Annotated in this window: 23 protein-coding genes; 14 read left to right on the top strand and 9 right to left on the bottom strand. The window is 41.8% G+C overall.

Annotated elements, in window-relative coordinates:
• Positions 1–7 precede the first annotated feature (7 nt).
• Together MSWH1_RS05650 and MSWH1_RS05655 are read left to right on the top strand one after the other, a co-directional pair.
• Positions 8–1,423, top strand: coding sequence for an ATP-binding protein (locus tag MSWH1_RS05650; protein WP_231591906.1), 1,416 nt, complete (start codon positions 8–10; stop codon positions 1,421–1,423).
• Positions 1,424–1,985: 562 nt separating this feature from the next.
• Positions 1,986–2,435: a nucleoside deaminase gene (locus MSWH1_RS05655; protein WP_231585610.1), complete on the top strand. Its 450-nt coding sequence runs from the start codon at positions 1,986–1,988 to the stop codon at positions 2,433–2,435.
• Between the two features lie 228 nt (positions 2,436–2,663).
• Here MSWH1_RS05655 and MSWH1_RS05660 read toward each other — a convergent pair whose 3' ends face one another.
• Positions 2,664–3,092 carry a PKD domain-containing protein gene (locus tag MSWH1_RS05660; protein WP_048126836.1) on the bottom strand — a complete coding sequence of 143 codons (429 nt, stop codon included), beginning with the start codon at positions 3,090–3,092 and terminating at the stop codon, positions 2,664–2,666.
• Positions 3,093–3,803: 711 nt separating this feature from the next.
• On the opposite strand from MSWH1_RS05660, the gene MSWH1_RS05665 reads away from it, so the two are divergent.
• From MSWH1_RS05665 to MSWH1_RS05680, 4 genes are all read left to right on the top strand, one after another.
• Entirely contained in the window at positions 3,804–5,012 is a 1,209-nt protein-coding gene (locus tag MSWH1_RS05665; RefSeq protein WP_048126838.1) for a DEAD/DEAH box helicase, read from the top strand.
• A gap of 957 nt (positions 5,013–5,969) precedes the next feature.
• On the top strand, positions 5,970–6,155 hold the full coding sequence (locus MSWH1_RS05670) for a hypothetical protein (RefSeq protein ID WP_048126839.1): 186 nt from the start codon (positions 5,970–5,972) through the stop codon (positions 6,153–6,155).
• 410 nt (positions 6,156–6,565) lie between these two features.
• A complete protein-coding gene (locus MSWH1_RS05675) occupies positions 6,566–7,633 on the top strand; it encodes a hypothetical protein (RefSeq protein WP_048126841.1) in 1,068 nt (355 codons plus the stop codon).
• A gap of 3 nt (positions 7,634–7,636) precedes the next feature.
• A complete protein-coding gene (locus tag MSWH1_RS05680) occupies positions 7,637–8,167 on the top strand; it encodes a hypothetical protein (protein ID WP_048126842.1) in 531 nt (176 codons plus the stop codon).
• 119 nt (positions 8,168–8,286) lie between these two features.
• On the opposite strand, the gene MSWH1_RS05685 is transcribed toward MSWH1_RS05680, so the two are convergent.
• Entirely contained in the window at positions 8,287–8,697 is a 411-nt protein-coding gene (locus MSWH1_RS05685) for a hypothetical protein (protein WP_048126844.1), read from the bottom strand.
• A gap of 232 nt (positions 8,698–8,929) precedes the next feature.
• The gene (locus MSWH1_RS18845; protein WP_156148081.1) at positions 8,930–9,082 is read right to left on the bottom strand and encodes a hypothetical protein; all 153 of its coding nucleotides are present in this window, start codon (positions 9,080–9,082) and stop codon (positions 8,930–8,932) included.
• Between the two features lie 127 nt (positions 9,083–9,209).
• Here MSWH1_RS18845 and MSWH1_RS05690 point away from each other — a divergent pair, with 127 nt between their 5' ends.
• The 5 genes from MSWH1_RS05690 (at position 9,210) to uvrB (ending at position 19,159) form a co-directional block, all read left to right on the top strand.
• Entirely contained in the window at positions 9,210–10,541 is a 1,332-nt protein-coding gene (locus MSWH1_RS05690) for an ATP-binding protein (protein WP_048126846.1), read from the top strand.
• Between the two features lie 1,740 nt (positions 10,542–12,281).
• The gene (gene uvrA / locus MSWH1_RS05695; RefSeq protein WP_048126848.1) at positions 12,282–15,158 is read left to right on the top strand and encodes an excinuclease ABC subunit UvrA; all 2,877 of its coding nucleotides are present in this window, start codon (positions 12,282–12,284) and stop codon (positions 15,156–15,158) included.
• A complete protein-coding gene (locus tag MSWH1_RS19890; protein ID WP_231585611.1) occupies positions 15,142–15,288 on the top strand; it encodes a hypothetical protein in 147 nt (48 codons plus the stop codon). Before uvrA ends, MSWH1_RS19890 begins: the two co-directional genes overlap by 17 nt.
• A 210-nt stretch (positions 15,289–15,498) precedes the next feature.
• Positions 15,499–17,055, top strand: coding sequence for an excinuclease ABC subunit UvrC (gene uvrC / locus MSWH1_RS05700; protein WP_048126850.1), 1,557 nt, complete (start codon positions 15,499–15,501; stop codon positions 17,053–17,055).
• 91 nt (positions 17,056–17,146) lie between these two features.
• Positions 17,147–19,159: an excinuclease ABC subunit UvrB gene (uvrB, locus tag MSWH1_RS05705; protein ID WP_048126852.1), complete on the top strand. Its 2,013-nt coding sequence runs from the start codon at positions 17,147–17,149 to the stop codon at positions 19,157–19,159.
• Positions 19,160–19,368: 209 nt separating this feature from the next.
• Here the strand turns inward: uvrB and MSWH1_RS05710 are convergent, their stop codons facing one another.
• The 5 genes from MSWH1_RS05710 to MSWH1_RS05725 all read right to left on the bottom strand — a co-directional run bounded on the left by MSWH1_RS05710 (position 19,369) and on the right by MSWH1_RS05725 (position 23,014).
• On the bottom strand, positions 19,369–19,962 hold the full coding sequence (locus MSWH1_RS05710) for a flavin reductase family protein (RefSeq protein WP_048126854.1): 594 nt from the start codon (positions 19,960–19,962) through the stop codon (positions 19,369–19,371).
• A gap of 335 nt (positions 19,963–20,297) precedes the next feature.
• Positions 20,298–20,438, bottom strand: coding sequence for a hypothetical protein (locus MSWH1_RS18850; protein ID WP_156148082.1), 141 nt, complete (start codon positions 20,436–20,438; stop codon positions 20,298–20,300).
• Between the two features lie 68 nt (positions 20,439–20,506).
• Complete coding sequence (locus MSWH1_RS05715) at positions 20,507–20,878, bottom strand: hypothetical protein (protein ID WP_048126856.1); 372 nt, start codon at positions 20,876–20,878, stop codon at positions 20,507–20,509.
• Positions 20,879–21,146: 268 nt separating this feature from the next.
• Positions 21,147–21,398 carry a winged helix-turn-helix domain-containing protein gene (locus tag MSWH1_RS05720; protein WP_369798581.1) on the bottom strand — a complete coding sequence of 84 codons (252 nt, stop codon included), beginning with the start codon at positions 21,396–21,398 and terminating at the stop codon, positions 21,147–21,149.
• Positions 21,399–21,871: 473 nt separating this feature from the next.
• Positions 21,872–23,014: a TIGR04083 family peptide-modifying radical SAM enzyme gene (locus tag MSWH1_RS05725; protein ID WP_048126859.1), complete on the bottom strand. Its 1,143-nt coding sequence runs from the start codon at positions 23,012–23,014 to the stop codon at positions 21,872–21,874.
• Positions 23,015–23,476: 462 nt separating this feature from the next.
• Between MSWH1_RS05725 and MSWH1_RS05730 the strand changes: the two genes are divergently transcribed.
• The gene (locus tag MSWH1_RS05730) at positions 23,477–23,674 is read left to right on the top strand and encodes a DUF1508 domain-containing protein (RefSeq protein ID WP_048126861.1); all 198 of its coding nucleotides are present in this window, start codon (positions 23,477–23,479) and stop codon (positions 23,672–23,674) included.
• Between the two features lie 6 nt (positions 23,675–23,680).
• Here MSWH1_RS05730 and MSWH1_RS05735 read toward each other — a convergent pair whose 3' ends face one another.
• Entirely contained in the window at positions 23,681–24,088 is a 408-nt protein-coding gene (locus MSWH1_RS05735) for an inorganic diphosphatase (RefSeq protein WP_048126863.1), read from the bottom strand.
• 317 nt (positions 24,089–24,405) lie between these two features.
• Here MSWH1_RS05735 and MSWH1_RS05740 point away from each other — a divergent pair, with 317 nt between their 5' ends.
• Both MSWH1_RS05740 and MSWH1_RS05745 read left to right on the top strand, forming a co-directional pair.
• On the top strand, positions 24,406–25,356 hold the full coding sequence (locus MSWH1_RS05740; protein WP_048126865.1) for a class I SAM-dependent methyltransferase family protein: 951 nt from the start codon (positions 24,406–24,408) through the stop codon (positions 25,354–25,356).
• 84 nt (positions 25,357–25,440) lie between these two features.
• The gene (locus tag MSWH1_RS05745; RefSeq protein ID WP_048126867.1) at positions 25,441–26,631 is read left to right on the top strand and encodes a HEAT repeat domain-containing protein; all 1,191 of its coding nucleotides are present in this window, start codon (positions 25,441–25,443) and stop codon (positions 26,629–26,631) included.
• Positions 26,632–26,633 lie beyond the last annotated feature (2 nt).

Genomic DNA, 26,633 nt, shown 5'->3' on the forward strand with positions numbered 1-26,633 from the left:
AAATATAATGATTACAAAAATAATCATTATGCAATTCTACAACCGGCAGAAAGAGCTTGAACTTATGGAACTGCTCGACCAGGGGAAACCCTCTTTTCTTGTCATAACCGGAAAGAGAAGGGTAGGAAAAACCGAGCTGATCAAGCAGTTCACAGGGAACAGGAAAGCACTTTATCTTTTCGTTGACAGCAACAAGAGCATAGACATTCTGATGGACGAGTTCGACCGGCTTTTAAAAGATAAACTGGACCTGCCGGATTACATAAAAGTCGATGAACCGGAGAATTTCCTCAAATTCATCACCTCTTATGACAGGGACCTGATAATAGCGATCGATGAATTCCAGAGGTTCCGGAAAGTGTACCCATCTTTCATTACTCAGCTGCAGCGATACTGGGACATGAAGCCGGACAATTGCAGAGTCTTTCTTATCGTGTCCGGATCTTCAATTGGCATGATAAGAAAAATATTCATTGAGGAACAGGCTCCACTCTTCAAACGTGCCGATGATATTCTGACTATAAAACCCTTTACGGTTCTTGAGACATTTGAGATGCTCGATGGCATGGGTATAAAAGATCCGGAAGAAAAACTGAATCTATACTTCCTTTTCGGAGGGACAGTATATTACTATCGCCTGTTTGAAAAGTATCAGTGCACAGGATTTGATGATGCCCTTGAAAAGCTGATCTTCAGTGAGTTTGCACCGCTTAAAAATGAAGTGAGGGACATTCTGATAGAGGAATTTGGGAAGGAGCACTCCACATATTACGAGATAATCTCAGCGATATCACAGGGAAGATGCTCGATGAGTGAGATCTCAGATATGACACATGTTTCTTCGAGCTCATTGTCATCTTATTTTTACGATCTCATAGACCTGCTGGGAGTAGTGGAACACCGAATACCTGTCATGGACAATCCTGAAAAAAGCAAGAGAGGACGGTATTTCTTAAAGGATAATTTCTTCAGGTTCTATGGACGCTTCGTATATCCTGTGTACAGCCAGTATATGGCAGGCAATTATTCTCCCATGCTGGAAAAGGTCCGGAAGGAATGGCAGAGTTACACAGGCAAGATATTCGAGGATATTGTTCGTGAACTGCTGGTTGAAAAGCTGATCAGCGATTATCCAGAGCTTGGGAGCTGGTGGAACCGGAAGGGGGATGAGATTGATATTCTTGGAGTAGATCACCAGGGAGGAAAAGCCCTGGCAATTGAGGTCAAAAATAAAGAACTGGGTGAGAGCGAGGCCAGAGAGATCCTGGAGTTAACACTCGATAAAACAAAATTAGTAAGAGGAATATCTGGTCAAAAATTGAATGTAGGGATAGTGGCCAGAAAGGTCAAAGGCAGAGAACACCTGGAAGGTGATGGATTCCTTGTATGGGAACTGAAAGAGCTTATTTCGCAATTATTTTGAGTGAAAATGAACTGATAGTCAGGAGACAGGGATACTGAGTAAGGATACCTGACTGTGAAAAAAAACAGTAATTTAAAAAAATTATACATAGGTTTTCTGGATTCTGATCTGCTGTTACAGTTTCAGGTGATCGTCTCAGAAAAATTGTTTAATACTGTAAACTGAATTTCTTCTCTAAAAGCGAAAATATCTACTTTAGCCGGGCATTAGTTCGTCGCTCTTTTGCAGGTCTGCCTTAATTCAGAAAGCAAAGCATACCCTGATTTCATACTTCACTATTTATCCGTTCCATACAATTTTGACTTCTTTTTTATCTTAAAATAAAAGAAAACGATTTAACCATGAGTATTCAATATCTATCTAAAAAATTTCTAATTGCCAATAAGAATTTACTTTAAAATTGTTAACGTATATTGATATGGCAAACATGCAACTAAGCAATATTAAATGTTTTATTGATACCTAAAATAATGCTAGAGTGATTTGAAAAGGAGAGCCTATGAAACACTTCATTACAAAAGATACGCCTGTTACGGAAGAGGTGCTTAATGTCATTGCCCATTTGCCCACGAAAAGTCTTCCTTCAATAGTTGAAGATGAATTCTTCGTTAAACTGAGCGACTGCAATATTATGCATATAGCAGTTTTACTTGCGCAAAAAAGCTATGATGAGGGAGGCTGTCCTATCGGGGGCGTCATCATCGATAACAATACGCGCCGGATTGTCGGCAAAGGGCATAATACGCTTGTGCAGGACAATGACCCTTACAACCACGGGGAAACTTCGGCCATACGTGATGCGGGACGGCAGGACTTCAGCGATACCACAATTTTTACAACACTTAGCCCCTGCGACATTTGTGCCACATTGATATATATGCGTCAATTCGACCGTGTGGTTGTCGGGGATGTTACGAACGCCTCGGGCAATGAACTGAACGGACTTTGCATAAAAAAGGAGCCGATCTCAAAAACTAATATCATGAAAACTAATATCATGTTAACATTATAAACTCAACATTTCTCCACACGTTATTTTGATGCAAGTAAAGGATTAAATTATTTACTTGCATTCTTGAGAATCAACCCATTGACCCCCAGATTCAGTACTAACAAAATCCGGTTTTTTGGAAGATATTTGTTGGGGCAATCATTACAGAGATTAAATACAAACACGATGTTCAAAAATTGGAATAGTAAGTAAAATACTTACTTTTTTAATATTTATTGAACAATAGGTTTACGCTTTAATAATAAGTGTCTTATGAACCCACAACAAACCATTATAACCAGTGCACCTGATAGTCAGACCACTAATATAATAGCCAGTCTTTGGAAACTTGTGTACCGGATTTTTTAGTGCTGGAGTAATTTTTGTTCCTGAGAGAGAAGTTCCATCTCCAAAGTCCCATCTGATATATGTCTCTGTACCTTTTGATAGGTCCTTAAATTGTACCACTCGTGGATCAGTGCTCGAAGCGGCTACTGCTGTATAATCAATGTAATTACCTCCGCCGGTTAGACGTTGTGTTGCTGGAGGAGTTCCTGCACCAAGGGGAGTTTTGTATATAGTAAATGATGCAGAGGCTGCTGTAGACAATAAAGTTAATGCCATTAATACGGTGAAAACAGATAATGTTATTTTCCAGATAGACTTTCTATTTTTCATTTTTATTCTCCTATTTTTTATTCTAAGTTTGATCCGGGAACACTCTTAGTCAAAAATAATGGGGAGAGTTAACATATAAACATACTTATATTCTTGATATTATATGAAAATGGCAATACAACTTTAAAGCTTTATAAAGCTTTATTTTTGGATCTAAAAGATTACAACAATATAAATTAATTAAAAAACGGTCACAATTGTTACAAGTTTAAAAATAAGGATTATGAGGAGGTTATTATATTTATATATATTATGACAGTTGATTGTTTCCAGCAGGAATAGGCGCATATGTGGAACGTCAGCTTTGACCCCTCTAACCTTAAAAACGTATCTTCTTCAAAATGTATGGGAAAAAGTAAATTTCACTCATGTGTGAACTGTCTAAAAATTTATATGTATCTGAAAAACATACCCAAGAACCATATTAAGCTTACAACTATATGATAAAATTGATACATGTTTTGCCGGTTGGAAAATTCTCCATCGAATTTAAAGAAGATACGAATACCAGGTAATCACATCATCAAAATAGGCAAAAGTATAAGGGAGAGATCGCCGTTATAAGCGATTACTAACTTTTAAGCAGTAAATTAATCTTAACTTTTCTGAAGTTGTGTTTATAGCTCTTAATTGTTTTTAAAATATCTTAAATATATGAATATGAAAAAGCAATTAAGTAGCTTTTTCAGACAAATAAGGGAAAGTCTAACTATGAATAATTTTAAAAAACTAGGTCTCAGTAATGCTGTTTTGAAATCAATAGATGAACATGGCTTTGAAAGCCCTACAGCAATACAGGAAAAATCAATTCCCCTAATACTTGCTGGGGAAGATGTTATAGGTGGAGCCGCAACAGGTTCCGGAAAAACACTCTCGTTTGCTTCCGGCATATTGCAAAATTCCGAAAAAGGAAAAGGAATTCAGGCTTTGATCCTGACCCCAACAAGAGAACTGGCGGAGCAGGTGGCAAATTCTTTCAGGAAATTCTCAAAATACGACCCGTTAAATATCGCATCTATCTATGGCGGTGTAGGGATCAATCCACAAATTAAAGAATTAAAAAATGCCGAGGTTGTTGTGGGGACGCCCGGTAGGCTACTCGATCATATCAGCAGAAATACCATCAAACTCAATAATGTGAAAACCCTTGTCATTGATGAGGCAGACCATATGTTTGATCTGGGATTCAAAGTAGATGTAGAAAAAATTATCAAGGAATGTCCTCAAAACAGGCAGACCCTTTTGTTCTCTGCGACCATTACAAAAGATATTGTCCAGCTTTCCCGCAAGTACATGAAAAACCCTGTTCGAGTATCATTAGAATCTTATATCGACCCGCAAAAATTGAATCAGGTCGTTTATAAAGTACAGGATGACATGAAGTTATCTCTGCTCGTGTACCTTCTACAAAATGAGAAGTCAAACCTCGGGATGGTTTTCTGCAACACAAAAAGAAACACTGACAAAGTCGCGAAAAACCTGAGGAAATCAAGTATCAATGCCGTGGCGATTCATGGCGGATTGACACAGAACGAACGAACTCGCATAATGGAAAAGTTCCATTCCGGGAACATAGGTGTCCTTGTATGCACAGATGTAGCCGGAAGAGGACTTGATATAAAGGGTGTTTCCCATGTTTACAATTATGATATTCCCAGGGAGAGTAAACAGTATATTCACAGGATTGGAAGAACCGCACGAGCAGGAACAGAAGGAAAAGCGATAAATATCCTTTCTAAAAATGACCATGCTAATTTCATGAGTGTGCTGAAAGACAATGATGTGAATATTAAGGAACAGGTACTACCTGCTCTGAAGAAAATTGCAATTGTAAGACCAGAAATAAGATTGCCAAAGCCGGTAAATCGGATGAACAACCCCTCCAGAAAAGGTCAGAAATCCAGGCACAAAAACTATTAAACACCTTTCGTCTGTGCATTGAATTATAACTAACCATTGATCGGTTGGCATCGGCAGGAGCAATGGACTGCTCCTGCAAAACCCAGGCACGAGAATAAGAACGACGACCAGTTAGTGCCACTACGATGTCAAAATCTCCAATTTAAAAACCTTAAATGCCTTTTTTACCATCTTTTTATCCTGAAATTGAATTGTCTGACAGCCTGTAAAGGTAAGGGGTATTGGTAAGTAGCCCGGAGGAATTTCACCCCCAGGCCCTTTCAGAACCGGACTTGAGACTCTCACCTCATCCGGCCCCCATTATCCAGCCTTAAGAACCTGTTTTGTCCATTGTTTCCTCCCTTGTTGCTAAGGTTGACCGCAGTTCAAAACCGGATAATACAATCCCTTCGCTCCATGACCATTACAGGCACTTCATCACTACTACGAATTGTTCCGCCCCTGCACATCGATACTTTAGTCCTTGCGGGTCCACCGCTTGGAGTTTTCTCTTAACATCAATGTGCAGGTTCCCAAGTTCCACAGAGAAGCCTGTGCCAGGTTCCTGCCAGCTATATACCGGTCACCGTCTGGTCAATAAACAGGGTATATTCCAGACTCATCCCAGGTTAGTCACGACACCTGGTTTTGATGGCATCATCGCATTTTCGATACGTCAACACTGGTTCAGTTTCATTCAGCTCCCTAGCACGCACCTGACGAAGTCACAGCCTCGCCTTTTCCCATAACGTTCACTACCGTGGCTTTTGACCAAAGCAGCTTATGAGTGGTTTGGAATCACATCCTGTAATGCGAATCCGAGGGGCCAATCCTCATCTCTTCTGTAGCATAGCACATTTCGTGCATCAATAACTCTACATAAATGAGCTTTCTTGGCACACCGTGACCCTCTGCGCTCCCGATGTAACATAAACCGTAGCCTTTGGGCAGTTTATAAGTTCTATCCCTGCACAATCAGTGCTTCCTGTTCCAAACTTCAACGCCAGTGCTACGAGTGGTCGTGTCCCTCTTCTGAAAAGCAACTCTGACGACGATAGTAACTCAGGTGGAGAAGCAGCCACAGCAGCAGAGGACGCAGCAGCAGTGGCAATGGTGGCATTTCTCCTGAATAATACAAGGTTAAATATGAAAAACAACAGATAAAAGGTAAATCCTTTCACCTTCTTTTGTACACTTTTGTGTTCAATAAATCGGTCATGAGGGTCAGTTACTGAAAACCACAAACTGAAAAGTGTTTTTCAAATTCGGGCAAAGAAGGCAGATGTGCCTGTTTTGTCAGATTAAATCAGTAACTTATGAACACAACCCATGGTATTTATCATGATTTATGTTTATAAATACAGTTATATACTATATTGTTTTACTATTGTGTGCATATAATAATATAATACTACATATTTCAGGCCGGGATATTATAGTTTTTTAATGGGGGTCTAAAAGTCCGAAATCCTGAGATTGCCATCGATTGATATGTCTATCCTCGTAACTAAGTCCTGAAAATAAAAAACACCAGAGAAACAAAATTCTCGATGTACTTCAGAAGTGAAAATTAAATGTTACTCAAAGAAAACAAAATAGTAGAAAAAATTTGTGAGATTCCAGTTACACTTGAAGATGTCTCCGAAAGCATTTTTGAAGGTGTAAGTACAAAAAACATTCTGATGCATAGGCTTATCCTTCCTGAGGAAAGCGGTTCAGATTCATATTATCTTTGCGAAGGCCTTTGTAAACCTGTATTTTCAGAACCTGAAATTGTCTATCCGTATATATCGGGAGCATTTTCTGAAAAATTTGCGTGCTCTTCACCTTACCGCTTTATGCTGCCTTATGAGCTTTCCGAGGGGGATAAAAAGAAAGAATACAATGTAGTTCCCCCTGAAGAGCTGGAGACAAGGTTCCCCATGGCTTACAGGAGAATTCTGGAATTCAAAAATCAGTTTCGTCACGATATCTCCCCTCTTAACTCTGCAGACTATAGTATAAAAGGAAATAAACTTCTGGAGTATTTTAACACTCCTAAGATTATTGCAACTGAAGGCTATCATCTGCAGGCTGCATACGATGCTGTTGGGAATTCTGTGTTTGGGGACGGCTGCGGGATTGTTCTCAAAGACCCGAGTAAGTATCCTTATGTTACTGCAGTTTTGAACAGTCCGATTGCCAGGCTCTTTCCTGCGGTGTGTAAGTCTGAAATGATCTTCTCAGATTATACAGCTCCTACAGTCATAAGACGTTTCCCAATCGTATTTCCGGATAACAGGCTAACTGAGACTCTTATAAATACTGTATCCAGTTACCTTGTTTTCCTGAACAGGCAGAAATATGAAACACATTACGGGGTCCCGGACTGGCTTCGGGAACTTGCAGGTTTTTACGAGCAGATTTCAAGCCTTCTGGTCCTGGATACTTACTTCTTAAACGATATTGGTCCACAACTTCTGGATGCCCTTGAAGAAAATATCCATCCCTATGCCGGAGATATGAACTCTGAAGACAGTGGCAGCCTTCTGAATGCACTGTATTATGTAAAACAACAGATTCTTGAAACCTCAGGTTCTGGAAAATTCAAATTTAATATGGACTTGCCTGGAATGCTCAGTTTTCCCTCAGAGGAGAAATGAAAAGTGTTAACTAACGGATTAGTCGGAGTTAGGTTTGATTCCGAACTTCATTTATGTTATCAGTCGCATGATTGTGGTCCTGAAGGATTGGGGGCAGAAGTTGTATCATTTGTAAGGGGACTTCAGAGTGACTCTTTACGAATGAAGATCTTTAAGGAAAATATTAGAAAAGTTGAGTGGGTTGATGAGACAGATAACCCGACTACAGAGCAAGCTGAAAAATTAATCAGAGACCCGGAAATTTTAGAGTCTTTGAAGTATAACGAAGATTGGCATACTCAATTTTCATTTGATCCGATGGCATGTTTTGAGTACGTAATTCTTTTTGGACTGCCAATCATTCCAGAAAATCGAGAGTATTCATTAGGAGAACCTACCGGCTTTATCGCATATGCGTATTTGATAGATTTAAATCGTGATGTCCTTGAATTATATTGTAGTAGGCACAAGATAGGGGAGTTTTCTTTTCAAGCGCTTGTGGACCTGGTAAAAGCTGATTGGGGGAGTATGTCATCCACATGGGAAGATTATTGAACATTTTTTATTTTCTGCTACCCCATTGAAATTAGAAAGCAAAGTAATGCAGTGGGTTGGGCTGTGAGTCAGTAAACAAAAAGGTTAAGGAATTTTAACAAAGAGATATAATGTTAGTTTTATTTTTTGTCTTCTTCATTCCATTCCATTAAAGCCTTCTCAATAGATATCAATGTGAACATAGTAGTATTGAATATCTCGTCCGGGTGTTGTGGCAACCAGTTGATTTCGTCGAGAACGTCTCTTGGGAGCCTAACAAGGTCATTCTGGTCTTCTCCCATTTTCATGAAATATTCAGTATATCGTGAACCGTACCTGCTGTTATCACATGCAGTGATAGAAATATACTGAGTAAATGACCCATCATTCAATATATCTCTTGAATATCTATATTGAATTTCTTCAGCACAATCCGAGTAATCTTTATTCATTCTTCTGATGGTATCTGGAATCGATTCACCATCTTTTTGCAAAGCTTTCAGGTCTGAAAATACACTGTTAGAAAGTCTGAAAGTTTTGTATTGTTTCATACTCTACTCGTATAGTTAAGATGTATAAATAGACTACTACACAAGTATGGTATTTAGCCAATCTTCCCTCTTTTTATCCACCCCATTAACCTCAGACACTCCACTACTTTCCTAACCCTTAATTTCCGTTTCAACCACTTTTCAATGAGAAGTACAAACATAAGAAATATTATCTGCCTGTAACTGATAATTTTAAGGAAAAGTTGGGCACTCCCTGGTTAATTGGTTGGTATTATTCATGAATGCCCGTAAATTGCATTTCCCATCCTTTCTTTCCACGCGCCACGCTTCGCTTGATCCCGCCTGCGTACAGTAGATCAAAAAAATCATTAACCGCGCCGGGAAGTCTGACCCTTCGAATATCAACAAGGTAGCTGGATTCCATATTTATCTCTCGCTACTTACATCTAAAATGTAATTTCATAACTTTATCGTCTATACACGACAAAATAAGCAAATTTTATCGATTATACTAGATAAGTATATAAATAAGAAATTCCTGATTATTCTTTGTGGATACGAGGGAGAAACTGAAAAGTGCCATTATCGAGTGGCAGGGAAGAGTATTACCACCATTGCAGAAACGCAGGTATGAGGCAAACATAGATGCTCCGCATGTAAATGACATAGTGGGTGTGAGGAGATGCGGCAAAACATACTATATGTATCAACTGATATCGGAATTGGTTGAGGGTGGCGTGCCAAAGAGCAATATATTGTACCTGAATCTTGATGATGACCGCTTGCAGCCGTTAAATGGGGATGAACTGCAGCTGCTGGTAGAAACTTTCAGGGAAATTCAGGAGGTATCCGCAGGAGACCGTTTGTATCTTTTCCTTGATGAAATCCAGAACTTCCAGTCATGGGAACGGTGGGTTAAAGGCATCTACGATAGAAAACAGAATGTGAAAATGGTAATAAGCGGCTCGAATGCATCCCTGCTTTCACAGGAGATTTCCACCTTATTAACAGGCAGGCATCTGAGCACCAGGATGTTCCCTTTCAGTTTTGCGGAATTCCTGGATTATCATTCAATAACCTTTGATTTGAAAACACTCCCTTACTCGGAAGACAAGCCGGTTGTCAAGCGCAGATTCAACGAATACCTGGAAAAAGGAGGATTCCCCGAAACCATAGTATATCCGTCAGTGCAGCACCGGGAAACATTACAGTCATATTTTGACGACATCATCTACCGGGATATCATTTCAAGATACAGCATACGCAATCCCCTGATATTCAAGGACCTGGCGCTATTCTGCATATCGAATATTGCAAAACCGCATACCTACAACTCCCTAAGAAGGCTGTTTGCCAGTTATTCCTCCCTCAGCACGGATTCAATAATCAATTATATTGCATACTTAGAGGATGCATTCCTGCTTTTCAGCGTCAGCCATTACGATGAATCGCTAAAACAACAGATGAACAAACCCAGGAAATTATATTGTATCGATACAGGCATGATCAATGCCGTTTCCTTCAAACTGTCCTCCGATACCGGGAGATTATACGAGAACCTTGTTTTCATCCAGCTTTTACGCTCAGGAAGCGAGATCTACTACTGGCAGGATCAGAAGGGCATCGAGGTTGATTTTGTAACAAAGGAAGGACTTGAGCCCTCCCGATTGATACAGGTATGCTCGGATTTGTCCGACCCGAAAACAAAAGAACGCGAAGTGAATGGACTGCTTGCAGGGATGAAGAACTTCAAAATGAAAGAGGGGACTATCATCACATCGGACGTTTTTGACGAGGAGGGTGTTGATGGAAAGAAGATCAGGTATGTGCCTTTATGGTACTGGCTGCTTGAGGGGGATGGTGGGGAGAAGAGTGGTCATTAAGTGCCCGCAACGAAATAACCTAGGTAACGCATAATTATTTTGGGATTTAATAGAGGAGCTTGCTTGTGAAAATGGTTGAGTACAGTCTAAAAAGTTGCCTATGTTATTTCGCGGTGGATCCTAACTCAACAAGAGACTTCGATTTGACTGGATATCTTGAGCATGGTTCAATTACGAGACATAAACACTTGACGAAAATCGGTGTTAAATTCTACTCTTTTATTCTCTGGAAGCAGGTTAATGTTAACTTCCTATTCTTCTTACTACTCTCCTAAAAACCTCAAATCCCACTCCAAGACTCGATTGACTCAAAGCCGCGCCGAATTATAAAAATAGGGTTTTGAGGTTTCAGCCAGTGGTAGAGACAATTTTCCTTCAGGTTTTATCCCATGCGCTCCCTGTTTAATTAGTTTTTATTATTCCTGAATGCCCGTAAATTGCATCTCTCGTTCTTTCTTTTCACGCGTCACACCCCGCCCCGCTTGAACCCGCCTGCGTACAGTAGATAAAAATGAAATCATTATCCGCGCCGGGAAGTCTGACCCCGTAATATCAACTATGTAGCCGGGGACGACCAGAATTTTGGCTTCAGAATAATTCCTGCAGGTCAACAGGAAAGTGAAAGTATTCGATTGAGCCATTTAAAAGGCAAAAATAAAAAAATTGATTAATTCATTACGGGGCGTTTCATCCTCTCAGGAAGGAATTGAAAAAATGATTGGTTGATTGATTGGTTGATTGATTGATTGATTGATTGATTGATTGATTAATACTTTCAGTCCACTATATAACTTCACATAAAACAAGGTTGTTGGACATTCAATGTGGTACCCCACACTCCCGAATAATAACAGGACAAATTAACATATAAATACACTTATTTTCAGGGGATTAAATAATAAGTGTAATACTTATTCAAAGCTATATAAAGCTTTATTTTTTTATTTAAAAGATTATTTCTCTATAATTCAATTAAATAGTCGTTTAAATTGATAAAAGCTTAAAAATAAGGGTGATGAAAAGGTTATATAATTTTGAATTTTAAGACAGTTCTTTATTTCCAGCAAGAATCGACGCATCTGTTGAATGTCAGTTTTGACCCCTTTGCCTTAAAACTTACCCCCTTAAACCTTAACCTGACTCCCGGAATATCAATCATTTAGCTGGGGACGACCAGAATTTTGGCTTCAGAAAAATTCCTGCAGGTTAGCAGGAAAGTGAAAGTATCCGGTTGAGCCGTTTAAAAGGCAAAAATACAAAAATCGATTAATTCATTACGGGACGTTTCATTCTTCCAGGAAGTAATTGAAAAGATGATTGATTAATACTTTCAGTCCGCTATATAACTTTATTAATAAAAAATCGGCGTTTTGCTATATGTGTTGAAAAAATCGGACATATTCCTCAGGGAAGAATTCCGGACAGCTGGCGCGGATCATTTATAACTACTTATTTATAATAATACGTGGAATTATCTGCCTGAACACATTATCTGAAATGTGATGAGAAAAAGTGAAGAGAAAAAGTGAAGAGAAAATGTGAAGAGAAAATGTGAAGAGAAAATGTGAAGAGAAAACGTGAAGAGAAAACGTGAAGAGAAAAAGTGATGAGAAGTTCTTCAAAAATGATTTTGCTTCTTGTTTCAGATTATTTTGATCTTAACCTTAAAAGTCTTAACTCAAAGTTTTTAAATCCTTACTTTACTCATCCAATTAATGAGAAAAACCCGAGAGAAAAAAAATGAAAAATATCATCGTTAAAGGGGCACGGGAACACAACCTGAAAGATATCACTGTGGAGCTCCCGCGGGACAAATTCATCGTTATCACCGGCGTCTCGGGCTCGGGGAAATCTACCCTTGCCTTTGATACTATCTATGCCGAGGGGCAGCGGCGCTATGTGGAGTCCCTCTCTGCTTATGCGCGGCAGTTCCTCGGGCTTATGAACAAGCCGGACGTGGACAGTATTGAAGGACTGTCTCCGGCAATCTCTATAGAGCAGAAAACAACTTCTAAAAACCCCCGGAGTACGGTGGGAACTGTCACTGAAATCTATGACTACCTCAGGCTTCTTTTTGCAAGGGTAGGGACCCCCTATTGTCCTATTCATGACATAAAAATAGAGTCCCAGTCTCCGGAAAGGATCGCGGACAGCCTCAGCAGAGAATGCGAGGGAATGGTTACAATCCTCGCACCCATCGTCCGCCAGAAAAAAGGGACTTACCAGCAGCTTTTCAAGGACCTGAACAGCGAAGGTTTCACGCGGGTCAGGGTAAACGGGGAAATTCACAGGACCGACGACGAGATTACCCTTGACCGCTACAAAAAGCATGATATTGAAGTGGTAATTGACCGCCAGGACCCCACCGAAGACCGGTCAAGGCTTGTTGAAGCCTGCGAAAATGCCCTCAGGAAAGGTGAAGGGCTCTTAATTGCCGTCGATTCCGAAGGAAAAGACCACCTTTATTCTTCAAACATGGCCTGCCCTGTCTGTGGAATGGCTTTTGAGGAACTCCAGCCCAGAATGTTTTCCTTCAATAGTCCCTTCGGGGCATGTGAAGCCTGTAACGGGCTTGGGATTAAGATGGAATTCGATCCTAACCTCATAATTCCTGATAAAAGCCTGTGCATTGCCGACGGAGCCGTTGCTCTTTACAGAAACTACCTTGACGGCTACCGGAGCCAACACCTGGCAGCCGTTGCAAAACATTTCGGTTTTGACATCTTTACCCCTCTTGATACCCTTTCTGAAGAACAATATTCTGCCCTCATGTACGGCTCAGATGATCGGATTCAGTTCAGCATGAGCATGAAAAACGGGGATGCCCAGTGGTCCCATAAAGGCATATGGGAAGGACTTCTTCCACAGTCTGAGAGGCTTTATAACCAGACAAAGTCCGAGTACCGGCGAAAAGAACTCGAGAAGTTCATGCAGGTCCACCCCTGCCCTAAATGTGAAGGCAAGCGTCTGAAAGAAAAGGTCCTTGCAGTTAAGCTCTCCGGAAAGTCAATTGTGGATACAACAGACTTTTCCATTATCCAGTGTATCCGTTTTTTTGAAAACATCACGCTTTCGGAAAAAGAGCAGGAAATCGCAAAACAGGTACTGAAGGAGATTCGTTCCCGGCTTGGTTTCCTTGAGCATGTGGGGCTTGGGTACCTGACCCTTTCCCGTAGTGCAGGCACCCTTTCCGGGGGGGAAGCCCAGAGGATCAGGTTGGCAACCCAGATCGGCTCAAACCTCATGGGAGTGCTCTACGTGCTTGACGAGCCTTCCATAGGGCTGCACCAGAGGGACAACGAGCGGCTTATCCAGACTTTGCAAACCCTCCGGGACCTTGGGAACACTCTCATTGTGGTAGAGCATGACGAGGATACTATCCGGGCTGCGGACTATGTGCTTGATATAGGCCCGGGTGCAGGGATACATGGAGGTTATGTGGTAGCTGAGGGGACGCCCGCAGAAATCGAGAGAAATCCGGGTTCTCTGACAGGCAAGTACCTCTCAGGAGAAAAACAGATTAAACCTCCTGCTCTCCGCCGCCAGAGTGAGGCCTTCGTCCGGTTGAAAGGCTGCCGGGCAAATAACCTGAAGGACATCGATGTGAATATCCCCATAGGGCTTTTCACGGTAATTACCGGGGTTTCGGGTTCCGGGAAATCTACCCTTATCTACGATACTCTTTACAAAGCCCTGATGAAAAAGATCAACAAATCAAATGTAACACCAGGGGAATATGATGAACTTGTTTTTGACTCCGAGCTCGATAAGGTAATTGTTATCGACCAGAGCCCCATAGGCAGGACCCCCCGCTCGAACCCTGTGACCTATACCAAGGTCTTTGATGCAATCAGACAGGCTTTTGCCGAAACAAAGGAAGCCAAAATCCGGGGGTACAAAGCCGGACGCTTTTCTTTCAACGTAAAAGGAGGGCGCTGTGAAGCCTGCCAGGGGGATGGGCTGATCAAGATTGAAATGAACTTCCTGCCCGATGTTTACATTGAGTGTGAGGAATGCAAAGGCACACGTTATAACCGGGAAACCCTCGAGGTAAAATACAGGGGCAAATCGATTTCCGACGTCCTGGACATGACCGTGGAAGAGGCTGCAGAGCATTTTGAAAACGTTCCCGCAATCAAAGGCAAGCTTGATACCCTCACGCGCGTAGGACTTGGGTATATCAAACTCGGGCAGAGTTCAACGACCCTTTCCGGCGGAGAAGCCCAGAGAATAAAGCTTACCCGCGAATTATCTAAAAAGGGTACTGGAAAGACCATTTATCTGCTTGACGAGCCTACAACAGGGCTGCATTTCCATGACGTTAAAAAATTGATTTCAGTCCTGAACAGCCTTGTTGCAAAAGGAAACACTGTGGTTGTTATCGAACACAATCTGGACGTCATCAAGTCTGCAGACCATATAATCGACCTCGGCCCCGAAGGCGGAAATGCAGGTGGGGAGATTGTTGCTACAGGCACGCCTGAAGAAATTGCCCTGATCCCGGAAAGCTATACCGGGCACTTCCTTGCCTCCAGGCTTTCAGCAAGAGGAAGCTCGTATATGGAGTCGGGAACACAGCCTGTTGAGGCAGTTTTTGAGGATGGGGAAGATTTATGAGGCCGATTATGAGGAATTCGAAGGAAATTCTGAAGGGGACTCTGAAGAGAAATCTGAGGAAGAATTTGAAGAAGAGCCTGATGAATTCAAAGACGGAGCAGACAAAGCGTCTGAAGGACAGGCACTTTGAAGAATTTCTGTAAAGATTTCCTCAAAAGGATTTCCACAAAAGAATTTCCACAAAAGAATTTCCACAAAAGAATTTCCACAAAAGAATTTCCACAAAAGAATTTCCACAAAAGAATTTCCACAAAAGAATTTCCACGAAAGGATTCTTGCAAAACTAAAACCTGAACACCGGATTTGAGTAAACTAAACTTGATCGCAACGAGGCCCAAAAATGATTGATCTGGATGCTCTTCCACACCTGCCCGGCTGCTACCTTTTTAAAGATGAAGACGGGGTTGTGCTCTACGTGGGGAAGGCAAAGGACCTTAAAAAAAGAGTGAGCAGCTATTTCCAGAAAAAAGACCACGACCCTAAAACAGCGAGCCTTGTGCAGGCTGCTAGGGGTCTTGACTTCATTGTAACAAATACCGAGGTTGAAGCCCTGCTCCTTGAGAATATCCTGATCAAGAAGCACTGGCCCAGGTACAATATTCTCCTCAAGGACTCGAAGCGATATGCCTGCATCCACCTTACCGGAGATAAATTTCCCAGGATCAGGATTTCTCGGAAGAATACCGGAGAGGGAGAGTTTTTCGGGCCTTTCGTTTCTGCAAAGGAAAGGGACTATATCTTCGAGGTCGTAAGAAAAACCTTCCAGCTCAGGACCTGTAAAAAAATGCCTGTGCGTGCCTGCCTCCGTTATCACATAGGAGTATGCAGCGGACCCTGTATAGGCAACATTTCTATGGAGGAGTACGGAGAGAAGGTAAAAAGGGCGATTTCTGTCCTTAAGGGCAACATCAGGGAACTCATCGAGTCAATGGAAATAGAAATGAAAGAGCTGGCTTCCAGGCAGCGGTTTGAGCAGGCCCTGGAACTCCGGGATGAGATTGCAGCCCTTGAAAGCCTCCAGGAAAAGCAAAATATGGAGAGGCAGAAGAAACATGATGAGGACATCCTGAACTACATTGTCAGGGATGATACTGTTTATCTCATGCTTTTCAAGGTTTACAAAGGGATCCTGGAAGATAAGCAGGATTACATCTTTGCCTTTGGGCAGGAGTTTCTGGAAGAATTTCTGGTACAGTATTATTCCGAGAATGATCCACCTGAGGAACTTATTGTTCCCGAGCCTCTTGAAGAGTCCCTTATAGAATTCCTGGCGCATGTGAAGGGAAAGAAAGTGAAGGTTACGGTTCCGAAGCAGGGAGAGAAAAAAGAACTTCTCGATCTTGTCCTGAAGAATGTTGAAATCGGATTTTTTGGGGACAGAAAAAAAATCGAAGCTCTGCAGAACAAACTCTCCCTCCCAAAACTTCCGAATGTTATCGAATGCTTCGATATCTCCCACCTCTCAGGTACAGCTACGGTCGGCTCTATGGTGCAGTTCAGGGGGGGCAGGCCTGATAAACATAATTACCGGCGCTTCAAAATAGAAAGTGTGGAGGGAATCGATGATTTCGCTTCCATTGCAGAAGTTGTGCGGAGGCGCTATTCCCGCCTGCTTAAAGAAAAACACGACATGCCTGATTTAATTGTTATAGATGGAGGTAAAGGGCAATTATCTTCAGCTTTCCAGGAACTCCGGAAACTGAAGCTCAGGGTTCCGATAATTTCCATTGCCAAGCGGGAAGAAGAAATTTATGTGCCAGGGCTTAAATCCCCTCTCCCCATTAAAAAAGATGAAAAAGCCTCACTCTTTGTCCAGGAAATCCGGGACGAGGCTCACAGGTTTGCAATCAACTACAACCGTCTGCTCAGGCAAAAATCATTGATCCCAAAATCGTAATCATCTGTCTTTGCCAGGCTCCTCAATTAGTGATGTCAATTAGTCTTAACAATTTCAATTATTTTCATTTACAGAAGAAGGTCTTGATTCCATGAAATCTTCCAGCCAGCCACCCGAGGCACTATCCGAAAAAAAGTTCGAAACAATACACGATGCACGGTACTGGGACAGCCCTCAGTTCAAGCTCGTTTCCGATTTTGAGCCGAAGGGATCCCAGCCAGAAGCTATCAGGCAGCTTGTAGAGGGACTGGAAAAGAAAGAAAGATGTCAGACCCTTCTGGGGGTAACCGGGTCCGGAAAGACCTATACGGTCGCAAATGTCATTAACCAGGTCAAAAAGCCGACTCTTGTTATTGCCCATAACAAGACCCTGGCTGCCCAATTATATAATGAGTTCAGGGAGTTCTTTCCTGAAAACCGCGTTGAGTACTTTGTCTCATATTATGACTATTACCAGCCCGAGTCCTATCTTCCTGCCAAAGACCAGTATATTGAAAAAGATGCGCAGATAAACCCTAAGATTGAACAGATGCGCCTCGCAGCCACAGCTTCCCTGATGTCGCGCCAGGACGTGATTGTGGTGGCGTCGGTATCCTGCATCTACGGGCTTGGAAACCCTGAGAATTTCCAGAAGATGGGGTTTGAACTGAAGGTTGGAGATAAGGTTCAGAGAAAGGAAATCCTTGAGAAACTTATCGATATTCAATTTGAAAGAAACGATATGGAACTCATGCCCGGGCGCTTTCGCGTAAAAGGGGACACCATTGATATCATTCCCGGTTACTTCGATGACATCATCCGGGTCGAGCTCTTCGGGGACGAGATAGACAGGATTTCCGAACTGGACAAGCAGACGGGGCAGCGACAAGAAGAGATGGACTATTTTTTCGTCTATCCTGCAAGACATTATGTCATCCCTGAAGAGGAGCAGAAAAGTGCAATCCAGTCCATCCTTGAAGAGCTTGAAGAGCGCCTGCCTGAACTCGGGCTGCTCGAGTCTCACCGGCTGAAGCAGCGCACGCTTTATGACATGGAAATGATAGGGGAAACCGGCAGCTGTAAAGGTATTGAGAACTACTCAAGACACTTTGACCACAGGCAGCCCGGAGAACAGCCTTTCTGCCTGATCGACTATTTCCCTGATGATTTTCTTCTGGTCATTGACGAAAGCCACCAGACCATCCCCCAGCTGCACGGGATGTATAACGGAGACCGCTCACGGAAAAAGAGCCTTATTGATTACGGCTTCAGGCTCCCCAGTGCATTTGATAACAGGCCTCTGAAGTTTGACGAATTTGAAAAGTACATGAAAAACGTGATCTTCGTCTCGGCAACCCCTGCAGACTATGAGCGAGAGCAGTCCTTCCGGATCGTGGAACAGATTATCCGCCCTACCGGCCTTGTTGACCCTGAGGTTGAGGTACGCCCCCTCGAGGGACAGGTCAGGGACGTCATGCAGGAGATCCGAAAAATAGTGGATAGGGGGGACCGTGCCCTCGTGACTACCCTAACCAAAAAGCTCGCCGAGGAACTGACCGATTACCTTGCCAGAAACGAGATCAAAGCCCGCTACTTGCACTCCGATATCAAGACCATCGAAAGGACTGAAATCATTCGTGAACTGCGCCTCGGCAGGTTTGATGTCCTTGTAGGGATCAACCTGCTAAGGGAAGGGCTTGACATCCCCGAAGTGGGCTTCATCGGGATTCTTGATGCAGATAAGGAAGGTTTCCTCAGAGACTCAAAGAGCCTCATCCAGATCATAGGCCGCGCAGCCCGAAACTCGAGTTCGAAGGTCGTCCTCTACGCCGACAAAATGACCGACTCCATCAAAAAAGCTGTCAGCGAAACGGAGCGCCGCCGCAAAATGCAGATCGCCTACAACAAAGAACACGGCATTGTCCCGACAACCATTCGAAAACCGATCAGGGAAAAAGTAGTGGATATTACCGACACAAAGCATATCCCGAAGACCGATATTCCCAACGTGATCATCGGACTGGATACGGAGATGAGGGAAGCTGCCGACAGGCTGGACTTTGAGCGCGCAATCCAGCTCAGGGAGCTGATAAAGAAGCTGGAAAAAGAGGTAAAAACAGTATAAGTGGTTGAGGTGGCTGAGTTTTTTTAATAAGGCAGGCTATCTTTCTTTTTCATAAGAAAGTGAATTTCTCATTTTTCTTAGAGTATGCTCCTTGAATATCTTGGTCACAATGTTTTAGTTTGAGTTTGTTTTATACCGTGTTTTAGTTTGAGCATTTCAGTTATTCTTAACCAAAAAACCAAAATTCAATGCATCTGGCTTGAAATATCTTATTCTCCAACTTCTTTTTCTTTCAAAACCATTTTGGAGTAGTCTGCTGATTTGCCGGTATATCTGGGACAGGTGAAAGTAAGGCCTTTTGATCCGAGAATGCAGGACAGAGGTTTTGCTTTTTCAAAATCCATTCTGCCTTCCTCATCAAAAAAGTTCTCATCAACTTCCAGATTTACGACTTTTCCTATGATGAGGGAGAACTTTTCTCTCAGGATCTCTTCCACGAGGGTACATTCGGCCCAGGCAAGGCATCCCTCAATCCCTGGAGCCATAATTTCCTCCGAGGGATGGGACTTTAGTCCGGCCATTTCGAATTCATCCACTTCCGGGGGGTAATTCTTGGAGCAGACCATGACGACTTCTGCCATCCCGACGGGAGGAATATTTATAACAAATTCTCCTGTTTCCCGGATGTTTGTAAGAGTATCGCGCTTGAGCCAGGAAGCAAGTACTACTTCTTCTAGGGGCCGGAGGATTGGAGTTATATTGGACCAGGGAGCAGCATTTCGGATACCTTTGTTTGAGACAGTGGAAATAAGGGCAACAGGCAGGGAGAAAATTTGTTCTCTTTTACTCGGTTTTAATTTCATTCATTCATTCACCTTGAAACTTTTGAACTTAAAATGTTATTATTTTCTATCTATTTAATACTTTATGTTATTTATTTGAGGCATAATGAGAGGAACGAACTCGTCTCCAAAAACCGTATCCCAGATATATCATCAAAATGGATGTGGAGGATTAGGGAAGTTGCCAACAGGCTGGAACATCTTGCGCATAAACCCGGCTCAAGGAGCTCATAAAAAAGTGGATAATTAGGTAAAGTTGGGAAAGTAAAATAGTACCGAAATTTTTATTTGAGTTCATTTCAAAAATACTTCCAAATCCTCTGAAACAATATTTCAGAATAGAGAGATCCTGATCTTTATTCTCCGTCGTCATCAGAGTCATGGTCTTCGTACTCTTCTCTTTTGTCTTTTACTGAATATCCTGTTTCCTCTGTTTTTCTTGCTTCTTCCCTTTCCTTTTCTGCTTTTATGAACTCCCTTTCGGTTTCGGTTCCCAATTCCGTTTATTGTGATCTTCTAGCGTTATATTTTGAATCGGATCAAATTTGATTCACTTTTAAACCGGTTAAACATAATAAGCTACATAGAAGCGGTAAGCAACCTTAACTTCATCTATTTCCCTGGGCGCCGGTTCAAAATCCGATTGGTCGGTTTTATAGATCTTTTCCCCGAAGTCTTTAAAGGTGACTTCACATTTTATATTTTCGGGAAGTTGGGCCCCAAAGCTGTCGCATTTTCTGCAGATTTCGTGAATAAGAATTTCTGTTTCTTCGGGACTGAAGGTTTTTTTGTTTTCAGGCCTGTAATTTACTTCAACCGTCAGTTCTTCTTTACTGAGCAGATCTGCCCAAAAACCAGAAAGTTCTGCTCCTTCTATCCTGTAGTCCTGAAGTTCGAAACTCCTTGTTATCGTGTTCTTAATCTTGCCCTCTTCCATATGTTTAGTTTAGAAAGTGGATATATATAAACTATTTCAATAAACACTTCATATAACACTGCTAGTCCAGATAAGTACTACACAATACAAATACCAACGAACGCCTATAAGCCACGATAAACTAATAATCAACGACAGACAGTGCATTTGAGCAAGAACGAACAGGTTATTTAACCAACCTGTTTGTTGCATTCATATACCTGTCTCTAAAATCTGTAAACTAGAAAAAAATGTAATACAAAATTATAAAAAACAAATGGAAAGTAGTTTAAAGCTTGATTTCCTTAGCTATTTCCTGGAAAATCTTTCCTTTATCAGTGGTGATGAAAAACCCATTTTCATTCTTGATAAGTTCTTTTTCGCTCAACATTTCCAGATACTTTTTGGCAATGTTAAAGTTAAGATTTACCTCATAAACGATATGAGTTTTCTTTGCCCCATTATTTGCTATTTTTAAAATAGCTACCGCTATATCAGTCCTGCTTCTTCTTTGAATATTAACTCCTCCCCCATGATATATTCAAAAAAAATCTTTGCTAGAATCCCACACTCTAAATATGTCTCAAATTGTGTCTTCTAATCGGTAACAAAGATTCTAATAATTAAATGATTTCCTTTCTATATAATAATGTCTATTTTACATAGCAAAAAATGTTCCTATTTAACTTTGGTACATATTGAATTCTGTTCATGTCTGCATAGCCCTTATATCCATGCGAAGCCCTGTTAAACAAAACCTGTTTAACCTAACATGGGGGATAAAATGGAATACGAGCTCGAAGAAGTCGAGAGAGATTACATAGAATTCAGAAAAGAAATAGGAGAGGAATAACACAGAAAGAGTAAAACACGTATTCTCTTCAAATTGAGTGGAAAGCTCTTACTTTCAACTCAATGAGCTTTTTTCGCTTATGATCTGAGCCAGAGATGGCATCTCAAATGTGTTTTTCTTCCTCTGTTATGGTTTGAAGGCTTACATCTCTTTTGTTATTTTTACGTTCGTTTTAAAATAAGGGACATTATGCCTGACTTGGAGGATTTCATAGACTGCGGCTGAAACATATTTTCCATGCCAGAGGAACCGAACATTTCCTCGTTGACCCGACTGGTTATTTCATCAAATACCATCTTATAGGCAATGCAGTGTGGATCAACACCTTTTATTTCCCCGTCGGTGGGTACTATGGCATTGTAAGGGCACCCGCCTCTGCAGTACCTGATATGGGCGCATTTGCCGCATGCTGTGTCCACATACTCCTTATATTGGTGCATGAGTTTCCAGGCATCGGACTGGGCCAGGTCTGCCATAGTCGGGTGATCATAAACATTGCCCATTACGTACTCTGGCAGGCCTACGAAGCGATAGCATGGGTATATCCCGCCATCAGGGCCCACTGCAAAAGTATCCCCCATACAGTCAACGAAGGTACATACAGTGCCCCGGCCTGTGAACACACCTTTACACATGTTGTCAATGTTCATGACCTCAATACGGCCCATGTTTTCCAGATATTTGTCAAGAAGGTAGATTAGCAGTTTTCCATACTCTTCCGGGTCAAGTGCCCATTTATCGGGGTTGTCGTCCTTTAAAGAAGGCAGGCAGGGGTGCAGTTTAAGGATTAAACCCTTTTCCAGGTAAAAATTGAAAATATCTTCCTTGAACTTTATGGAATGAGAGGTGAATGTGGTGATAAACCTTACATTCAGTCCATGAGCTTTTGCAATCTCATAGCCTCTCATAGTCTTTTCATAATATCCTTTTCCCCTTTGCAGGTCGTTAAGCTCCTGGGGGCCGTCCAGGCTGGAACCAACCGGAATATTGTATTCGGCAAAAATCTGGGCTATCTCCGGAGTAAGCTTCCAGAGATTTGTCTGGATTGCAAAAGCGATTTGTCTGGGGGTTAAACCCTCAACAAGTAAAGGTAAAGCTTCCCGGTAAAAATCCGCGCCGGCCAGGAGCGGCTCCCCTCCATGGAAGGTAAAGGTAACCGAATCTTCCCTGAAATTTTTGAGCCATTCAACTACTTCTTTTATGGTTTCGATGCTCATTATAGGGGATTTCTCCTCGGAACTCCAGCAATAACTACAATTTGCAGGACAGCCAAGGGTAGGGATTAGCATCACGTGGAAAGGCATCTTTAAATCACCTTTTTTTAAGCTTCTTCAAATTATTAGTAGTTTTCTAAAAGTGCCCTTCCCTGATAAATCGGTTATTAGATAGCTCTTTCTGATGGATTTTTACTTACAACTTTCTTTTTAGATTTTTGGCTCTTGTGAACTATCCCTAAGCTAAAGACTTAGCGGCTTCTCACTTTATAGAAGACCATTGGCATATCCATGAGCGTTAATTCGGGATACTTCCTATAAATATTGCTTCATTATTCTTCATCCAGGGAGGGTAATTCAGGGAGTTTTTAAAGTAAAGTTCTTAATTTTTTGCATAGAATATTATTTAAATAAATGAAATCAAATGAATTACAGGATTCGGGAACCCTTCGGGGAATCTCTTGAACCTGAAATTTCAGACATTGATAACAGAGCTTTTGAAATAACAGAGCTTTTGAAAATTGACCATCTAACCAAACAAGGGGGAACTGAATGCCAAAATTTGAAGTATATATTGATGCAGCAAATGAATACCGTTTCAGGTTAAGAGCAAGAAACGGGCAGATCATCACGATAAGCCAGGGGTATAAAAGCAAGGAAGGTTGTTTGAAGGGGATCGAATCCGTGAAAACAAATGCTCCGATTGCGCGAATTGTCGTACTTGAGAAAGAAGAAGCCGAAAATAAATGAGAAAACTCAATGTAACTTCTCAAATACGATTCCTTCAAACCTGCACCTTGTAATTTTTCCCTCGTGTAGGGCATAGAGAAAGGTTTTGAACAGGGCATAAAGCCTGAAATAAAAAGCGAGCAGAGAAGGAGAGTAAAAGCCACTAATATATACTATTTTTTTATCGTCTCGAACGGAGTTATCCAGAAATTTTACCAGGCCGTCAAAACCTTCTCTTTCAAGAGTGTCCCCTCTGGACATGCGGGGACCGAGCACGACCACATCTTCTTCCATACCGTCAGGGCCTTTTGTGCCTTCTATAAAACCATAATTAAAGATGGTGGGAAGGGGAGAAAAAAAAGCTCTTTCATAGCCTTTTTCTGTCTTTTGGTATTTTGAAAAACTGTATTTGGGAGTTTCTATAATTATTTTCATATATAATTTTTCCTGCGTATGCTCAGGATCAGTTTTTATATCTTTTTCGCTTCCTTTTTTTCAGGCTTTGTTTCCTTTTGTAGCTTTCGCAATTTCAATCCTTTTGTTACTCTATATGTTTTGTACTGGCTTTCAACAGAGAAAAAATGAAAATTAATAGTTCTGAAAGAGCAGAGGAGTGAAAGTCAAATAATAAATATCTGTAGAGATAAAATGCCTGAATAGGTGCCTGAATAATTAAGTTTTCGATTAAGTGTCTTGATAAAGAACCTGAGCGGAGGAAGGTCTGTAATTTTATCAGGCAGAGGTATGCTGATATGAGTTTTCGAGATAGAGTAACCCTGCGAGATGCAATGAGAGGAATAGTTGAACCTCCCCTGCTTCCCTTAGTCCCAAAACGCTTTGATTATGTAGGGGATATTGTAGTAGTTTCCATTCCGGAGGAACTTGAGGCTTACAGGGACTCTATTGTTTCAAAGATCCTTTCGATGAGGGGCAATACCAGGGCTGTCCTCAACAAGGTCAGCAAGCTTGAAGGTGAACACAGGGTAGCCAGATTTGAATTTCTCTCCGGTGAATCTGCAGAAACCTTTCACAGAGAAAACGGTTACACATACAGAATGGACGTAAGAAAAGTTTTTTTCAATCCCAGGCTCTACTGGGAAAGGGCACGTGTAGCCTCAAAAGTTCTTCCAGGGGAATCCGTCCTGATCCCTTTTGCAGGTGTGGGCCCCTTTGTGCTCCCTTCCGCAGGAAAAGGAGCAGTGGTCTGTGCAATCGAAATAAACCCCGATGCCTGTGGCTGCCTGAAAGAAAATGTCCGTCTGAACCGACTTGAAAAGCAGGTGACCGTAATTCAGGGAGATGCTGAATTGATTCTTCGCCACGCTGGCTCTTTAAACCCTTATATCGATCTCGGAAATGTGGTTGAAACTGAAAGTGTGGTTTCACCTTCTGGAATTGCCTGTTCTGAATCCGGGAAAATTGACGGATTCCAGATTCCGGAAAAAGGATTTGATAGAGCAATTATGCCAACCCCTTACGGCATGGACCATTTTCTCGGTGAGGTTTCAGGACTTGTAAGAAGAGGGGGGCACATCCATTTCTACACTTTCAAAACCGATTCTCAGATCCCGGAATTGATTGAAGAATACAAAAAAATGGGATTAGAGGTTGAATTTTACAGGCGTTGCGGAAACGTTGCCCCTGGCGTTAGCAGGTGGGTTTTTGACTTGCTTAAAAAAATGTCAAGTTGGGATGTTATATAAATAATATGTATAAATATCTCCTTAAGGTTAATCTAATTCTGGTAGATATTAAATTACCGGTAGACAATAAGTAGGTGGAAAGAAATGCCTGGGAATGTTATATCTCAGCACCCTGTAGATACTGAAGAAAAAGAGGCAATTTCTTTTAGGTCTCTGGAGTTGCTTAAAGATCGGGCAGTAAAAGATAAGGATTATACGGTTAGACGTGAAGCTCTCCTTACACTTGCAAAAAATTTTAGCGACAGCGAAAATATTTTTGAACTTATTAAAGAGAGAGCTGTCAGGGATAGCCATTATTCAGTCCGAAAAAACGCCCTTCAAGAACTAGCAAGGTTATGGAAGGAAAGCCCCGGAACACTTCCCCTTATAATAGAAAGGGCGACAGAAGACTTTAATTATGAGGTCCGGAGGGCTGCCGTAAGAGAACTTGCAGAGAACTGGAAGTATATGCCTGAAATTCTTGATCTTATCAGGGACTGGGCTGAAAACGCAGAAGATAAATTCGTCCGGAGTACAGCTCTTCAGGAACTTTCCAGGTGCTGGGGTAAAAGCTGTTGCAGCCTGGATTTTATAACAGGAAGGGTTGTAAAGGAAAACGATGGTTTTGTCAGGGTTATTGCTGTCCAGAGCATCGCAAAATACTGGAGTAAAGAGCTGGCTGTCTTTCAGCTCGTCAGAGATAAAGCCCTGAACGACGAACACTACTCTGTAAGGAGTGCGGCTTTGCAGGAACTGGCAGAGAAATGGTCCGATAGAGAAGATATCGTTCCTTTTATAAAAGAAAGGGCATTAAAGGATGACCATTATTCTGTAAGGGGAGTTGCAATCCAGGAACTTGCAAACGGCTGGCGAAATGAGCCCGACATCCTGGGATTTATCAGGGACAGGTGCATTCACGACGAAGACAATATGGTCAGGGGAACCGCAGTCAGCCTGCTCGCTTCCTTGTGGCCTGAAGAGCCTGGGACCTTTGAACTGATCCTGGAAAAAGCTGTTTTTGATGAACATTATTCGGTCAGGAAAAATGCCATAGAAGAGCTTGTAAAAGTCTGGCATGAAAAGCCTGAAACTCTCTGCCTTATAAGGGACAGATTGCTAAATGACAGCGATAATTTCGTACGGATTACTGCAGTTCAAGAGCTTGCAAAAATCTGGCATGCTGACCCGGATACTCTTCCTCTGATTAAGGATATAGCTCTTAAAGATAAAGACGAATTCGTAAGAGATGCAGCTGTACGGGAATTAATAGACGGCTGGCAGGACGAAACGGTATAAAA

This window comes from Methanosarcina sp. WH1, from assembly GCF_000970005.1.
Classification (GTDB): domain Archaea; phylum Halobacteriota; class Methanosarcinia; order Methanosarcinales; family Methanosarcinaceae; genus Methanosarcina.

What these genes read in the sequence shown, in the direction of transcription:
- MSWH1_RS05740 (WP_048126865.1), top strand. Translation starts at nt 24,406, where the DNA reads ATGAGTTTTCGAGATAGAGTAACCCTGCGAGATGCAATGAGAGGAATA.
- MSWH1_RS05685 (WP_048126844.1), bottom strand. Translation starts at nt 8,697, where the DNA reads ATGAAACAATACAAAACTTTCAGACTTTCTAACAGTGTATTTTCAGAC.
- MSWH1_RS05745 (WP_048126867.1), top strand. Translation starts at nt 25,441, where the DNA reads ATGCCTGGGAATGTTATATCTCAGCACCCTGTAGATACTGAAGAAAAA.
- MSWH1_RS05735 (WP_048126863.1), bottom strand. Translation starts at nt 24,088, where the DNA reads ATGAAAATAATTATAGAAACTCCCAAATACAGTTTTTCAAAATACCAA.
- MSWH1_RS19890 (WP_231585611.1), top strand. Translation starts at nt 15,142, where the DNA reads ATGGGGAAGATTTATGAGGCCGATTATGAGGAATTCGAAGGAAATTCT.
- MSWH1_RS05710 (WP_048126854.1), bottom strand. Translation starts at nt 19,962, where the DNA reads ATGAAATTAAAACCGAGTAAAAGAGAACAAATTTTCTCCCTGCCTGTT.
- MSWH1_RS05660 (WP_048126836.1), bottom strand. Translation starts at nt 3,092, where the DNA reads ATGAAAAATAGAAAGTCTATCTGGAAAATAACATTATCTGTTTTCACC.
- MSWH1_RS05665 (WP_048126838.1), top strand. Translation starts at nt 3,804, where the DNA reads ATGAATAATTTTAAAAAACTAGGTCTCAGTAATGCTGTTTTGAAATCA.
- MSWH1_RS18845 (WP_156148081.1), bottom strand. Translation starts at nt 9,082, where the DNA reads ATGGAATCCAGCTACCTTGTTGATATTCGAAGGGTCAGACTTCCCGGC.
- MSWH1_RS05725 (WP_048126859.1), bottom strand. Translation starts at nt 23,014, where the DNA reads ATGCCTTTCCACGTGATGCTAATCCCTACCCTTGGCTGTCCTGCAAAT.
- MSWH1_RS05675 (WP_048126841.1), top strand. Translation starts at nt 6,566, where the DNA reads ATGTTACTCAAAGAAAACAAAATAGTAGAAAAAATTTGTGAGATTCCA.
- uvrC (WP_048126850.1), top strand. Translation starts at nt 15,499, where the DNA reads ATGATTGATCTGGATGCTCTTCCACACCTGCCCGGCTGCTACCTTTTT.
- MSWH1_RS05730 (WP_048126861.1), top strand. Translation starts at nt 23,477, where the DNA reads ATGCCAAAATTTGAAGTATATATTGATGCAGCAAATGAATACCGTTTC.
- uvrB (WP_048126852.1), top strand. Translation starts at nt 17,147, where the DNA reads ATGAAATCTTCCAGCCAGCCACCCGAGGCACTATCCGAAAAAAAGTTC.
- MSWH1_RS05650 (WP_231591906.1), top strand. Translation starts at nt 8, where the DNA reads ATGATTACAAAAATAATCATTATGCAATTCTACAACCGGCAGAAAGAG.
- MSWH1_RS05715 (WP_048126856.1), bottom strand. Translation starts at nt 20,878, where the DNA reads ATGGAAGAGGGCAAGATTAAGAACACGATAACAAGGAGTTTCGAACTT.
- uvrA (WP_048126848.1), top strand. Translation starts at nt 12,282, where the DNA reads ATGAAAAATATCATCGTTAAAGGGGCACGGGAACACAACCTGAAAGAT.